This is a genomic window from Pseudomonas sp. SWRI51, from assembly GCF_014268825.1.
Classification (GTDB): domain Bacteria; phylum Pseudomonadota; class Gammaproteobacteria; order Pseudomonadales; family Pseudomonadaceae; genus Aquipseudomonas; species Aquipseudomonas farsensis.
This window is the reverse complement of sequence record NZ_JABWRG010000057.1, coordinates 17,432-31,441: the sequence shown is the minus strand read 5'-3', so window position 1 is coordinate 31,441 and position 14,010 is coordinate 17,432. Positions and strand designations below refer to the sequence as shown.

The 14,010-nt window shown below is 60.9% G+C and carries 9 protein-coding genes; 4 read left to right on the top strand and 5 right to left on the bottom strand.

The annotated features are described in order from the left end of the window. The first annotated feature begins 18 nt into the window (after positions 1-18). Positions 19-3,480, top strand: a complete 3,462-nt coding sequence (locus HU720_RS16300) for a hypothetical protein (RefSeq protein ID WP_186520969.1) — start codon at positions 19-21, stop codon at positions 3,478-3,480. A 272-nt stretch (positions 3,481-3,752) separates the two neighbouring features. Here the strand turns inward: HU720_RS16300 and HU720_RS16295 are convergent, their stop codons facing one another. Further along, entirely contained in the window at positions 3,753-5,138 is a 1,386-nt protein-coding gene (locus HU720_RS16295; RefSeq protein ID WP_186520968.1) for an aldehyde dehydrogenase family protein, read from the bottom strand. 105 nt (positions 5,139-5,243) lie between these two features. Between HU720_RS16295 and HU720_RS16290 the strand changes: the two genes are divergently transcribed. Then, positions 5,244-6,116: a LysR substrate-binding domain-containing protein gene (locus HU720_RS16290; RefSeq protein ID WP_346656590.1), complete on the top strand. Its 873-nt coding sequence runs from the start codon at positions 5,244-5,246 to the stop codon at positions 6,114-6,116. Here HU720_RS16290 and HU720_RS16285 read toward each other — a convergent pair. The 4 genes from HU720_RS16285 to HU720_RS16270 all read right to left on the bottom strand — a co-directional run bounded on the left by HU720_RS16285 (position 6,104) and on the right by HU720_RS16270 (position 10,365). Continuing rightward, positions 6,104-6,673, bottom strand: a complete 570-nt coding sequence (locus HU720_RS16285) for a hypothetical protein (protein WP_186520966.1) — start codon at positions 6,671-6,673, stop codon at positions 6,104-6,106. The two genes, HU720_RS16290 and HU720_RS16285, sit on opposite strands and share 13 nt — an antisense overlap. 74 nt (positions 6,674-6,747) lie before the next feature. Then, positions 6,748-7,134 carry a VOC family protein gene (locus HU720_RS16280; RefSeq protein ID WP_186520965.1) on the bottom strand — a complete coding sequence of 129 codons (387 nt, stop codon included), beginning with the start codon at positions 7,132-7,134 and terminating at the stop codon, positions 6,748-6,750. 43 nt (positions 7,135-7,177) lie between these two features. Beyond that, positions 7,178-8,050, bottom strand: a complete 873-nt coding sequence (locus HU720_RS16275) for a phosphate/phosphite/phosphonate ABC transporter substrate-binding protein (RefSeq protein WP_186520964.1) — start codon at positions 8,048-8,050, stop codon at positions 7,178-7,180. Further along, positions 8,041-10,365 carry an EAL domain-containing protein gene (locus HU720_RS16270; protein ID WP_186520963.1) on the bottom strand — a complete coding sequence of 775 codons (2,325 nt, stop codon included), beginning with the start codon at positions 10,363-10,365 and terminating at the stop codon, positions 8,041-8,043. Before HU720_RS16270 ends, HU720_RS16275 begins: the two co-directional genes overlap by 10 nt. Positions 10,366-10,645: 280 nt before the next feature. On the opposite strand from HU720_RS16270, the gene HU720_RS16265 reads away from it, so the two are divergent. Both HU720_RS16265 and HU720_RS16260 read left to right on the top strand, forming a co-directional pair. Further along, positions 10,646-13,477: a xanthine dehydrogenase family protein molybdopterin-binding subunit gene (locus HU720_RS16265; RefSeq protein ID WP_186520962.1), complete on the top strand. Its 2,832-nt coding sequence runs from the start codon at positions 10,646-10,648 to the stop codon at positions 13,475-13,477. Further along, positions 13,470-14,009, top strand: a complete 540-nt coding sequence (locus HU720_RS16260) for a (2Fe-2S)-binding protein (protein WP_186520961.1) — start codon at positions 13,470-13,472, stop codon at positions 14,007-14,009. Before HU720_RS16265 ends, HU720_RS16260 begins: the two co-directional genes overlap by 8 nt. Position 14,010: the final 1 nt, after the last annotated feature.

Sequence of the window (14,010 nt, the reverse complement as noted above, 5' to 3'; positions counted from 1 at the left end):
CAAGGTTCCGAGCTGTGCGTGACCCTCAACGAAGCCCAATGGTGGACGGGCCAGGACGTGGATGGGGGGCTGGCACTTGATGCCGACAAGGCGGTGCAGGTGTGGGCGTATGATGCCTTTTCCCATCGTTTGCTCGACAGTTTCAGCTGGACGCCAAGCAAGACGCAGTGCGCAGCAGGCAAGTGGCTGACCGCGTTCGGCGCAGCGCTCAATAAATCCAGCTTGGGCGGTTGGCTTCAGGTAGGCAATAAAGAGAAACCGGCAAGCAGCACTGCGGCCAGCCTGTGGCAGCGTGGCGAAGCGATTCGGGTATTCAGTTCGCTGCCGGGGCGCGACAACTGGGTGGAAGGGCCGGCGTTGGCCAGTGCCTGGAAGGCCGAAACGGATGTAGCGCTGGTGACGGTGCGTCACCCGTACAGCCGGGTATTGCTGGGGCAGGCCGTGTTCAAGCCTGATCAGCTAAAGGACCAGTCTGCGTGGGAGACCGCCTTGGCCGAGTTCATCGAGAAGCAAGGTTGGCCGCAGTTGCGCGCCTGGCGCCAGGCGGCGGACGGTGCTGCGGATAGCGCTGCTGCCGGGACGGGAGATTGGCGGTTGTGGTCGCCGCGCTTTGCTGGGTTGTTGGTGGAACTGGACAACCTGGGGGATGTTGCAAGTTACCAGGATTCTATGTTGGACAGTCGGCGGTTGCCTATTGACACACCGGCGAAGGCAGCCGGCAGTAGCACTTCCAGTCTGGAAAGTCGTACTGCACTCGATTTTAAAAAGTATCTTTCGCACGGTGCCTTGGTTGTTGAGCGGTGCAAAGGTGAAACCGTCTTTGTGTTGAGCGACACTGCGCGTGCTCGGGGTTATCGAGTACTGAACGTCCGGCGCTGCAATGATAAAAACGTTATTAGTCGATTCGCTCCAACCCATATGGGTATTCAATCCATGACGGCAAGCGCGTTCGCGCTTGGGCGCGGTGGTAAATCTGCTTTTTATGTCGATTTTGATTATCCAGACCATGAGGCTGGCGGTGCCGAGTTTGAGGTGGGTTACCTGGGCTACCTCGACGATAATTTCCTCTGGCCAAGGGGTACCGCTATTTCCTTCAAGGCACCGGCTGCTCCCCCTGCGTACACGCCAAACAATCACTTGTGTGAGGACTACGGCAACACCTGTGGTTCGGAAGTATTCGACACCGCGGGCGAGAGCGAGACTGGGGTTGACCCGCGCACCGGGTTGTTCCATGCCCACTACCCAATTGCTACACTGCAAGGCTTGCGCGGAAGAGGCCCGGTGTGCGATCTCACTTTGCACTATTCACCTTTGCGGGGTAATGAAGCAGGGCTGGGCGATGGTTGGGCGTGGCGTTTTGCGAGCCTGGAAATACGCGACCGTCGGCTGACGCTGGCAGACGGGGTGACCCTTACATTTACTGATGAAGAGTGGACCCAGTTGGGTGAAGGGAAGCGCTTGCAAAAGCCCGCCTGCTTCATCAGTTGCACGCACGATTACACTACCTTCACGCTGGACCTTCCCAGCGGACGGCGCGAGCTATTGAGCGTGCCGCAAGCGGCGGGTGGCGATACCGATGAGCCGAATGATGAGTTCCGCATGGAAATCATCCGTTTGTTAAAGGCTATAAAGAAAAAATCAACACCCGAGTTTCCAGCCAAGCCTTCGACAGCGACCCAGTGGGCGTTAGCCGTACTCTGTGTGGGGGTGTATTACGGCGCGGCGGCGATTGATTACGCCGAAGCCATGAGCAAGTGGCGTGAGAAAACGAAAGAGATTGATCAGCAAATCGCTTACTACCAGCGTCCATTCGTGCAACTACTGCCTGCTGAAATCATGTCACCGTACGGTGAAAAGCTGGAGCTGACATGGAAAAGACAGAAAGGTCAGTTTTTGTTGGAGCAAGTATGCAGTGGTAGTGAGCAACTATTCAAGGCTGTCTATGACCATGCACGGGTCAAGATGAGTATTTGGCCGGGCAGCAGCGAGTGTTTTGATGTGCAGCTATCGCTTGAGAACTATTTGCTGATGAAGCTGCAGCGACTTGAGAAAAAACAGGTGTGCCAGCAAGTTAACTGCTCTTACGCCGTCGACCCAACGCTCGATCGTGTGCTGTATCGTTTAGAAGAGCTGGATGGGTCGGTTGAGAGGGTGGAATACCAAGCGAAAAGCGCGCCATTTAAAGATAAGCGTCCCGCTTTGCCGCGCGTAGGCAAATATAGATTGGTTGCTGCAGGTGGCGCGGAAAATCATGAGGTATCCTATGACTATGTTGGAAGCTATTCGCAACCTCGAGGCGGCTATACTGTAAAAATTAGCGCCCTGAACAACAGCCATCATACACGTTATAATGCGCAAGGAGAGGTGGTCTTTTCTTCAAGTGGTAATGAGTCTTTTGTCGATCTTTATGTGAGAGATCCTAATAGTTTATCCAGGTCCGTTAAGAGTGTTAGGGTTCCAAGGGTGGAACTATTCACTGCGATAGCGTGGTGTAAGGATTTCGACGTAGTTGAGTATTCAGGCGAACTAAAAAACTCTGCTTCCTACGGCTTGCCCTCTGTTTCTGACTCTGCCCCTAACGAGAATAGCGAGCCTGTGTTGATTTACGACGTGCATCAGGCTGCTGAAAATTTAGAGTACAAACTAGCTCCCGAAACCTCCCTTGGTGAGCGTCAGCCCAAATTTGCGCTACTGGCTTTCTATGTTGACAGGTTTAAAAGCGTTGAAAGTGCTAGCGCGGAGAATTCGGAGTCGATCATTCTCAGGTCGTATTTGGGTGCAGACAAGTTGCACTTTAGTACTAAGTGTTTAATTTCGGTTATTGGTGAGATTTTTTATCCGCCGCTGAAAACAAACTTTACTGATGTGTTTCGCTGGTTAAACGCGGTTGAGTACCTGCGCGACCTGAAGGACTTTGCGTGCGACAAGGCAGAGGAGGTCACGAATGACTATATTTCGGATCCTGTCTTTCCCGCCAGTTCTATGGTTTTTAGTACAGCCGCCCAACTTGAGAAAATAACAGCGACCGAAGGCTCGTTGACGTATCGCTACTATTATCAGGACAAGGGCCAGAACAGCATTGCTCCAGCCTTGGGCTTGCCTGATCTCCCAGCGCTTGCCTGTGGCGATATCCCCCCCGAGACCACGCCCCCCGTGATGGCCGAGTACCAATGCGACGCCCACGGCAACCCCCTGGGCCTCATCCTGTACGGCTACCGCACCGTCCTGCGCAACGCCCGCCAGGTGATCGAAACCGACACCATCGTCACCCTCGAAGGGGTCAAGGCCACGCTCACCGCCGACAAGCTGGACGCCACTGCACAGTGGGCGTTCACCACCACTGCCGACGATGTGATCATGCGCATCCACCAGACCTCGACCACCGAACTCAAGGCAAAGACCCGCAACGACGATTGTGCGGTGCAGGTGTGGTCTGCCACGGATAAGGCTTTATGCATGTACCAGTCAATTCTCGGCTAACGTCGAATTCTGCACCAATATGTTCTCGGTGGGGGTTGTGGGTAAGGTTTACCGGGACACTCTGGCGGCGTATGCGTTCGCAGGTGAAGAAGAAGCCAGTGAGCCAGAGGAGGCCAATACGCTACCTGATCTGCTTTGGTTCGAGCGAAGAATGCGCAGCGCGGCAATTGCATGAGCTAGCAGAGTTAGCAATTTGCCATGATGCACACCTTCAGGCCGGTTTTCGGAGCGAAGCTCCGGAGGCCGGCCCCGGAGCTTGGCGAAGGCATCGATCAGTTGCGATCCAGCCACACCGTCTGCGCATTGGTAAACTCACGCACGCCAAAGTGCGAGAGCTCCCGCCCAAAGCCGCTCTTCTTCACCCCGCCAAAGGCCACACGGGGGTCGGAGGCGCAGTAACCATTGATAAATACACCACCGGTATCCAGCGCTTCGGTCATGCGCTCGGCCAGCGCGTAGTCGGCGGTGTAAATGGTCGCCGCCAGGCCAAAATCGCTGTCGTTGGCCAGCTCCACAGCATGCTCGGCATCACGGGCGCTGATAATTGCCGCCACCGGGCCAAACAGCTCCTGCTTGAACGCCGTCATCTCGGGCGTGACGTTGGCAAACACGGTTGGCGCATAGAAATTGGCCACGCCATCGACCTTGTGCCCGCCCAGCAGCAGGGTAGCGCCTTCGGCCAAGGTGGCCTGGACCTGCCCATCAAGCTCGTCGCGCAGGTCGTAGCGGGCCATCGGGCCAATATAGGTGGCGTCGGCCAGCGGGTTGCCGACGGTTAGCGCACGGGTCGCCTCGACGAACTTGGCGGTAAACGCCTCGGCAATGCTTTCTTCGACGATCAGCCGCTTGGCAGCAGCGCAAACCTGGCCGGTGTTCTGGTAGCGGCCAATGACAGCGGCTTTGACGGCAGCGTCCAGGTCGGCGTCGGCCAGTACGATGAACGGGTCGGAACCACCCAGTTCGAGCACGCATTTTTTCAGCGCGGCGCCGGCTTGAGCGCCGATGGCCATGCCGGCGCGCACGCTGCCGGTCAGCGTCACTGCGGCGATGCGTGGGTCGTTGATGGCGCGGGTCACGCCTTCGGGGGTGACGTTGAGTACCTCGAACACCCCTTCAGGCAACGCGGCGCGCTTGAACAGGTCGGCCAGCAGGTAGGCGCTGCCCATCACGTTCGGTGCGTGCTTGAGCACGTAGGTATTACCGGCCAACAGGGCAGGGACGGCGCCACGCAGCACCTGCCAGAGCGGGAAGTTCCACGGCATTACCGCCAGAATCGGGCCCAGCGGGCGGTATTCGATGCGGGCTTTTTCGACCTGGGTCGGCTCGGCAGCCAGCATTGCCGGGCCGTGCTCGGCATACCACTGGCACAAACCGACGCACTTGCTGACTTCACCGCGCGCCTGGCTGATCGGCTTGCCGATTTCGCGGGCGATCATTTGCGCGAACGCTTCTGCGTCGGCCTGCAGGGCATCGGCCAGGGCATTGAGGTATTCGCTGCGCTGACCCAGCGACACCTTGCGCCACTGGCTGTAGCCAACCTTGGCGCGTTGCAGCGCCGCTTCCAGTGCGGCGTCGGTGTCGAAGGCGTAGTGGCCGATCTGCTCGCCGGTATACGGGTCGACGGAGATGGCGTGGGTCAGGCTGCTGATCTCGCTCATGGCGGGTGCTCTGTTGTTATGAATGAGTGAGCTCAGACTAGTGGTGGCGCGGCTTAATGAAAACTGAATAATAATGAGCGAAACATTCACGTTTGGAGAATGATTGTGGACCTGGTGCAACTGGAAATCTTCAAGGCGGTGGCCGAACACGGCAGCATCAGCGCGGCCGCGCAGCATATTCACCGGGTACCGTCGAACCTCACCACGCGCATCAAGCAACTGGAGGAGGACCTGGGCGTCGAGCTGTTCATCCGCGAAAAAAGCCGGCTGCGCCTGTCGCCGGCGGGGTGGAACTTTCTTGAATACACCCGGCGCATTCTTGACCTGGTGCATGAGGCGCGGCTGACCGTGGCGGGCGAAGACCCGCAGGGCACCTTTGCCCTGGGTTCGCTGGAGAGCACAGCCGCTGTGCGTATACCGGCGCTGCTGGCCGCGTATAACCAGCGCTACCCCAAGGTAGACCTGGACCTGTCCACCGGCCCGTCAGGGACCATGCTCGAAGGAGTATTGTCCGGGCGCCTGGTGGCCGCCTTCGTCGATGGCCCGGTGCTGCACCCGACCCTTGAAGGCATGCCTGTGTTCGAGGAAGAAATGACCGTGATCGCGCCGCTGCACCACCCACCGGTGACCCGCGCACGGGATGTGAATGGCGCGAATATCTACGCTTTTCGGGCCAACTGCTCTTACCGCCACCACTTTGAAAGCTGGTTTGTCCACGACCAGGCGGTACCCGGCAAAATTCACGAAATGGAGTCTTACCACGGCATGCTGGCCTGTGTCAGCGCAGGCGCCGGGCTTGCGATGATGCCGCGCAGCATGCTCGACAACATGCCCGGCTGCAGCACCGTCAGCGCCTGGCCGATGGCAGAAGACTTCCGCTACCTGAAAACCTGGCTGGTGTGGCGCCGCGGCACGGTATCGCGCAGTTTGAGCATGTTCATCAAGCTGCTGGAAGATCGCACGCTTCAGTCGAAATAGCCGTGCAGGGTGTAGCGGTAGCCCAGGTCTATGCTGCCCGTAGTGCCGCGCCCCCAGGCCTTTGTCAGCACGAATTCGAATGCAGGTTCGTACAGGCCATCACGGACCAGCGCGCCGGCCAGCACTTCGACCTCATACCAGCCGTTATCCAGCTCGATGATTGGCCGGCCCGGCTCCTGGTAGCGCGCCATCAGGTCGCCGAGGGTCTTGTTGGTGAAATGCTGCAGGATGCGCCAGGTGAACAGCAGGAGGGCGCGGTTCTCGACCTTGAGCCGGTAGCCGTTGCGCCTGTGCTTGAGACGGCTGCCGGGCTCAAGCAGCGCCGGGGTGCGGCCGTCGAGGGTGAACAGGATGTGGTAGGGCAGGTTGTCGACACCGGCCAAGGGCAGGATTACCCCCTCAGCGACGGCCAGGTCGCCGCTGTCGCCGGTGGTGAAGGCGCGGGCCAGGTCATCGGGCAGTTCATGCTGCTGTTTGAAGCTTTCGAGTAGCTGGATATCACCGAGCAGAAAATAGTCGACCAGGTCGTTGAGCACTTCGCTGAATTCATAGCGCATGGGTTTTCCTTGTTGTGGCTGCGCTGATGGAAGCGGGCAATGTAGCCCAACGGCCGTGGCCTGTCTGCATGCGCTCAGTGGCGCTGGGCGATCTGGATAAGGTTGCCGCAGGTGTCATCGAACACCGCGATGATCTGCGTGCCGACCGCTTCGGGGCTTTGGGTGAAGTGCACCCCGGCGGCGCGCAGGCGGGTGTACTCGGCGTACACATCACGCACGCTGAACGAGGTGGCGGGGATGCCGTCTTGCTTGAGGGCGGCCTTGTAGGTTTTGGCCGCAGGGTGTACGTCAGGTTCGAGCAGTAGCTCAACGCCATGGGGGTCGTTGGGGGAGGTGAGGCTGATCCTGCGGTGCTTGCCCATGGCAATGTCATCTTTGGGTTGGAAACCCAGCACATGGTGGTAGAAGGCCTGGGCCTTGGCCTGGTCATCGACGAGAATGCGGGTTGCGACGATCTTCATCGGCTGTGCTCCATTGCGGGCTTGTTATAAGCAAAGCACATCCTCAGGGCAGCTGCGAAGCTTCCATCATTTTCTCCAGCCCGGCGTATTGCTTGTGGCCCACCGCTACCAACCCGGTGGCGTTCTGCGAGGCGACAAAACTGGCCAGTGCAGCGGGGTCTTCCAGCATTGCCTTGCGCAGCTTGGTTTTCAGCGCCGGGCACAGGCTCGCACTGAACACATAGGGGTCATAGTAGATCGGCGCCGAGCGCCACAGTACCTGCAACTGCGTGGGGGCCAGGGCGTTGCTGGCAAGGTACGCATCGGCGCGTTCGCTTGCGACGAACGCGGCGTCGACGCGGCCTTCAAGCACTGCTTGCAGCGCCTTGTCGTGGCTGCCGGCGTATACCAGCGCGGCAAAGTAGCCTTTGAGCGGTGCGCCAACCTTGCCGGCAAACTCGACACTGGGCACAAGGCTCCCCGAGGTGCTTGCCGGGTCGCTAAGCGCCACCCGCGTGCCGCGCAGGGCGCTGAGGGTGGCCGGCCCGCCTGCGCGGGTTACCAGCAGCGCCTGATAGTGGCTGCCCGCGGCGGTATAGGGGCCGGCGTTGAGGGTCAGGGTTGCGAATGGCTCGATACGCTGATCGCGGCGGTGCGCCAGAATGTACGACGCCGGGCCCAGCCGGGCGATGTCGGCGCCGCCTGAAACAATCGCATCGACCACGCTTTCGTAGGAGCTGCTCACCACCAGTTCCACCGGCACCCCGGCAGCCTTGGCCAGGCGCTCTATCAGCGGCTGGTGCTCGCGGGTCATGTCCTCGACGCTTTTGATAGGAATCACCGCAAGCCTCAGGCTGTGCGGTGTGCACTTGGCCTGCACGGCACCGACCAGCAGTTGCAGCACGGCAACGGCACACAGGGTTTTGACTACGCGCATGCGTTCACCTCGGCGCCGGTAAACGGTGGGTACTCATACAACTGCGCTTGCGACAGCGGCCGGCTGAAGTGATAACCTTGGGCGATATCGCAACCGGCCAGTTTCAGGCACACCAGTTGCTCGCGGGTTTCGACCCCCTCGGCCACCACCTCCAGGCCCAGGCGCTTGGCCAGAATGATGGTCGAGGACACGATGGGGCTATCGTCGTAGCTGTTGGACAGCGGCGCGATCAGTGCGCGGTCGATCTTCAGCCGGGACAACGGCAGTGACTGCAAGTGGGCGAAGCCTGCGTAGCCACGGCCAAAGTCATCCAGGCTGATACCCATGCCGGCCGCCCGCAGGCGGTACAGGTGCTCGACAGCCGTCCCCTCGGGGTCGAGCACCGTGGTTTCGGTGATTTCCAGCTCCAGGCGGCTTGGCTCAAGACCGTAGCTGACAAGTTCGGCCAGCAGGCGCTCGCTGAAGTCGGCCTGACGCAGTTGCAAGGCTGAGACATTTACCGCCAGGTGCGCCGCTTGCTTGCGGGCAGCCCAACGGGCCAGCTCTTCGCAACCCAGGCGCAACACCTCCCAGCCCAGATCGACGATAAACCCGCTGCGCTCGGCAACACCGATGAAACGGTCAGGGTAGAGCAAACCGAATTCGGGGTGTTGCCAGCGCACCAACGCCTCGTAGCCGATTACCTGCAGGGTATCGAGGCGGATCTGCGGCTGAAAATGCAACACGAACTGGCGCTCGGCCAAGGCGTTGCCGAAGGCTTGTTCCAGGGTGAACGCCTGAATGTCCGACAGGTTCAGCGAGGGGTCGAAGAACCGGTACTGGGCGCGTCCAGCCTGTTTGGCCGAATACATGGCGGCGTCGGCGCAGCGGATCAGTGTGTCGATATCCTGGCCGTCACGTGGGCAGATGCTGACGCCCACGCTTGGGCTGGTGTTGACCTCCTGGCCGTCCAGGGCATAGGTGGCCGACAGTTTCTCGACCAGCACGCGCACCCAGGCGTTGATCTGCTCTTCACTGCGCTCGCCGGCCAGCAGCACCACAAATTCGTCGCCGCCAAAGCGCGAGGCTTCGTCACCGGGGTCGAGCATGCGCTGAATGCGCCCGGCGACCGCTTGCAGCAACAGGTCACCCACCTTGTGCCCCAACGAATCGTTGATCGATTTGAAGCGGTCCATGTCGATGAACAGAATCGCCAGCAAACGGCGCTTGCCGCGCTGCTGGGCAAGCGCCTGGGTGGCTACTTCGACGAACTGGCGGCGGTTGTGCAGCCCGCTCAAGTGGTCGGTGGCCGCGGCGTGGCTGCTACGCCGGTGCTCGTCTTCAAGGCGGCCGATCAATTGCTGGTTGACCTGCTGGGCGCGCTCAAGCTCGGCGAACGCCTCCTGGCGCTTGCGCAGCAGGCGCAGCCCCCAGGCCAGGCTGGCCAGAATCATCAAGGTCATGGCCAGGTTCTGCCACAACTGGCGGCTGGCGGCGAGCGCCCAAGGGGCAAGGATTTCTTCGTTGCGCTGGCTGACCACCACGCTGAAACCTCGCTCCGGCACCCGCCGGTAGAGGCTCTGGTAGGCGCCGGTCAGGCTGTACTGGGTAAGCTGGCCGGTGTCTTCGGCCTTGTCAGGCAGGCTTGGCACCAGGCTGTCGCCGGCAACCACCACGCCGCTGGTGTCGATGCGCAGGCGCTCGCGACCATCGTCCTGGAGCAGGCGCATCAGGCCAGTGCGGCCCAGGTCGATGTGCTGGAACAGCACCGCCAGGTAGCCGATGTCCAGTTGTACCACCAGGATGGTGTCGACCTCGCGGCCGCTGATGTCAGTCAGTGGCAGCACGAACGGCAGGCGCCAGTCGGGCAGCGCTGAGGCTGTAGTCGGCGCCGGGGTGGCAGGCATGAACGCCTTGAAACCATGCCGGGCGACGTGGGCCTGGAGCTGTTCAAGCCACGCCTGGGGCAATTGCCCGGGTTCGTCGGCATGGCTTGAGGAGAGCAGCCGGCCATTGTGGTCGTACAGGCTCATGCGCTTGAACACCGGGTCTTCAGCCAGGACCCGCGCAAGGCTCAGGTTGCCCTGGCGCAGGCGCAGCATGTCGTCCTGGGTGACGCGGCCTACTGCCTGCGCACGGTCCACCAACTGGCGCAGGTTTTCCCCGACGATGCTGGCAAGGTTCAAGTGTTCGGCGGCTTTTGCCGAGAGCGCATCCTGGCGCGAGGCGGCTTTTTGGCTGAAGTGCAGGCCCCACAGGAAGGCGAGGGTAACGACACACAGCATGAGCAGCAGCAGCGGCAACAGCCCTGCAGAAGAAAGATAACGGCGGATCACAGCTGGCTTCCCCGACCCTGGGTGAGCTTTTGAAAATACGACAGGAAGATGACAACACAATGACTACTGGCACATTGCCGGTATTTATTTGCCGGTTATCCATAACCTGTTCAGGCCAGTTGCGCGACAAAGTGTCCGCTTGACTAAGACGAATGTAACAAGCGGTGTATGTTGACTTAGAGGTCAGATTTTGTGATCGTGCGCGCCCTCAGGCTGCGGTTGCAGCCACCTGCATCAGAAAAACAAGGGCAGCGCCTGAACTGCCCACAAGGATCAAACCATGTCCAACCGTGATTTCTCCCGGCGCTCGTTCCTGCAAGGCGGGCTGGTTGCCGGTGTCGGTGTGACCTTGGCGCCACTCGGCAGCCAGGCCTTCGCCGCCCTGATGGAAAGCCGCGTTACCACCTCGGCGCAAAAGTGGATGAACAACGACGGCAAGGCGCGTTTTCGCAATGACTCCTTGTCCAAAGTCTGCGGCAGCAAGGTCTTTGCCCGTGATATTCGTGCCAAGGACATGCCCGGCTGGCCGCAGCAGCAAGGCCACGCGATGCTGCTCAAGGCCACCAAGGCCGACCGCATCTATGCCGGCTTTGACCTGGCATTGCTCGGCGACAGCCTGCAGCCTGACCGCATCGTTACCGCCGAGGACCTGAAAAAGGACGGCATCGCCTGGCCTGAGGCACACTCCCCAGACCCGCTGCTGCCGCCAGGGCAGGTGCCGATGTTCATCGGCCACCCGGTGGCGATCCTGATCTGGCACGACTTCGAGCGTTACCGTAAAGCCAAGCTCAAGCTGCAATTCAACGACCAGGCCATCCGCTACGGTGCCCAGGCGCCGCTGTACCAGCGCGACCCATACGGCAGCTTCCGCTTTGTGCGGGTTGGTGGCGCTACGCCGTTCGATGAGGATGCGTTCTCCAGCCTGAAGAACACCATGCTGTTCCCGACCATTCTGGCGCGCAAGCCGGTATGGACTGCCGAACCGAAGCAGCACGGCACCTTGACCGAGCAAGGCCTGTTCTATGCCGGGCGCATCAATGAGCAACTCAGCCAGCCGCCGGAAAACTGGCTGCTGTTCGACGAACGCTACAAGACGCCGTCCATCGAGCCCGCAGCGCTAGAGCCAGACAATGGCAACGGCTGGTTCGATGCGGCCAGCGGCACCTTGCATTTTGTCGTCGCGACCCAGTGCCCGTTCGAGGTGGCGCACGAGTGCGTGCACATGATCAAGCCGTCGCGCTTCGGCCTCAAGCACCTGAACATGCACCCCGGCTACACCGTCGGCTATGGCTCCAAGGACAACAATATCTTTGTGTTCTACGCCGCCGTAGCTGCGCTGTATGGTGCCGGCGTGCCGATTCGCCTGGCCAATGACCGCTACGAGCAGTTCCAGAGCGGCATCAAGCGCCACCCGTTCGATATCCGCTACCAACTGGCGGTGGACAAGAACGACCTGAGCTTCCAGATTTTCCGCGCCGAGATGACTGTCGATGGCGGCGGGCGCATCAACTACAGCCCTTCGGTTGCCGCTGTCGGCGCCACCGCGGCGCAGTCGATCTACTACATGCCGCAGAATGACCTGTCGGTCACCGCCTACCATTCGCGCGGTGTCGAGGCCGGCTCCATGCGGGGTTACGGCACCCTGCAGAGCATGGCTGCCACCGAAATGATGGTTGATGAAATTGCCGACCGCCTGGGTGTCGATGCCATCGAGCTGCGCCGCAAGAACGCACTCAAGTCGGGCATGAAGAACACCCAGGGCGCAGTGCCTGCCGGTGCCTTGCGCCTGCACGAAATCCTCGACAAGGCTGGCGAGCATGAATGGTGGAAAACCCGCCATGCGCGCAAGCAGGCAATGGACGCCAAAGACCCGGATAACTGGTACGGCGTCGGCTTTGCCATCACCCAGAAAGACTTCGGTACCGGCGCTGAAGCGCCCATGGCAGCGGTGGAATTCGCCGCCGACGGGCAAATCACCCTGCGCCATATCGGCACCGAGCTGGGCACGGGCATGTCCACTTCCCAGGCCTTGGTTGTCAGCGACTTCCTGGGCCGCGTCGCCGACCACGTCCAGACCGCGCAAACCGAATGGCCAGAACTGCAACTGAGCACCAGCGCCAACCCCTACCTGATCAGCCAGGCCGAGCAGGACGCCGCGCTGCGTGACCCGCGTTGGGTTGGCAAGCTGGCGTCGCCGTCGTCCGCGACCAATTCGGCGTTCTATTTCAGCCACGCCACCCGCGAAGCGGCACGCGTGCTGTTCAATCATGGCCTGTGGCCGGCAGCCCTGGCGTTGTGGCGCCAAGGCCCGTTCGGCGGCCAGGCCAACCCGTTGGTGGTGCGCCGCGAAAACGCGGTGTGGGTCAATGGCGCGCTGACCGGTAACGGCCTGGCACCCATCCCATTTGCCGAACTTGCCCGCAAAGCCCATGAAATGGGCCTGGTGACCGGTGCCAGCGTGCACGGGTTCAACCGCTGGAGCTGGGCTGAAGCAGACTTTGTGATCGATGGTGTGCCTGACCGCCTGCCGCTCGATGCACTGGCGGTGAAGTACGGCGATGGCGCGCCAACTGCCAAGAAGGCGCAGATGAACAGCAACGGTTTCCACCTGCTGGACCGGACAAATGCCTTGTACCCCGCGACCCAGCTCAACAATGCCATGGTGACCTACTACAGCCCAGTGGCGACCATTGTCGAGGTCAAGGTCAAGAAGGGCAGTGGCGAGGTGCACGTGCTCAACCACCACAGCTGGGTCGAGTGCGGCCGGGTATTGGTACCGGAGTTGGTCAAGGGCCAGCTTGAAGGCGGTATCGCCATGGGCATCGGCCATGCCTTGCTCGAGGAAATGCCGCTGTACGAAGGCGGGCCGGGGGAGGGGGACTGGAACTTCAACCGCTATCGCCTGCCGATGGCCAGGCACGTGGCGGTGTGGCAACAGACGTCGGAGATCCTGCCGCCCCTGTCGCCAACCGACCCGTCCAAAGGCATCGCCGAAGTGGTGATGATCCCTGTGGTGGGCGCTATCGGCAACGCCGTGGCCCACGCCATCGGCAAGCGTGTACGCGACCTGCCGATCACTCCTGCGCGCATCAAGGAGGCCCTCAATGGCTGACCGTAAGTTGCAACTGACCCTCAACGGTCAACCCGTCGTCACCGAGGTGGTCCCTGATGACCTGGCGATGCTCGATTACCTGCACGAATACCAGAACCTTACCGGCTCGCGCCTTGGCTGCGGCCAGGGTATCTGCCATGCCTGCGTGGTGATCGTCGACAACCCGGATGGCACCTGCGAGGAAGTGCGCACCTGTATCACCGGCGCCCACTATTTCGAGGGCAAGAAGGTGCGCACCATCGAAGGCCATGCCCAGTTGGACGACGCCGGAAACCCGGTTGCGCTGAGCCCCATCCAGCAAAAGTTCGTCGAGCGCTTTGCTTTCCAGTGCAGCTACTGCGCCCCAGGCTTCGTCAATGCGGCCACGGTGCTGGTGGAAAACGCCCAGCGCAAGCCGCTGAAAAAGAGCGAGCTCGAAGGTGCCATTGAGGCCAGTCTTGGCCACCATGTGTGCCGCTGCACCGGTTACGTGCGCTATTACGAGGCCACCCGCGATGTGCTGGGCGACCTCGGCCTGGTCAAGGAGGGTTGAG

Excerpts from the sequence above, each read along its gene's own strand:
- HU720_RS16295 (WP_186520968.1), bottom strand. The coding sequence starts at position 5,138 with ATGAGCGAGATCAGCAGCCTGACCCACGCCATCTCCGTCGACCCGTAT.
- HU720_RS16285 (WP_186520966.1), bottom strand. The coding sequence starts at position 6,673 with ATGCGCTATGAATTCAGCGAAGTGCTCAACGACCTGGTCGACTATTTT.
- HU720_RS16280 (WP_186520965.1), bottom strand. The coding sequence starts at position 7,134 with ATGAAGATCGTCGCAACCCGCATTCTCGTCGATGACCAGGCCAAGGCC.
- HU720_RS16275 (WP_186520964.1), bottom strand. The coding sequence starts at position 8,050 with ATGCGCGTAGTCAAAACCCTGTGTGCCGTTGCCGTGCTGCAACTGCTG.
- HU720_RS16265 (WP_186520962.1), top strand. The coding sequence starts at position 10,646 with ATGTCCAACCGTGATTTCTCCCGGCGCTCGTTCCTGCAAGGCGGGCTG.
- HU720_RS16260 (WP_186520961.1), top strand. The coding sequence starts at position 13,470 with ATGGCTGACCGTAAGTTGCAACTGACCCTCAACGGTCAACCCGTCGTC.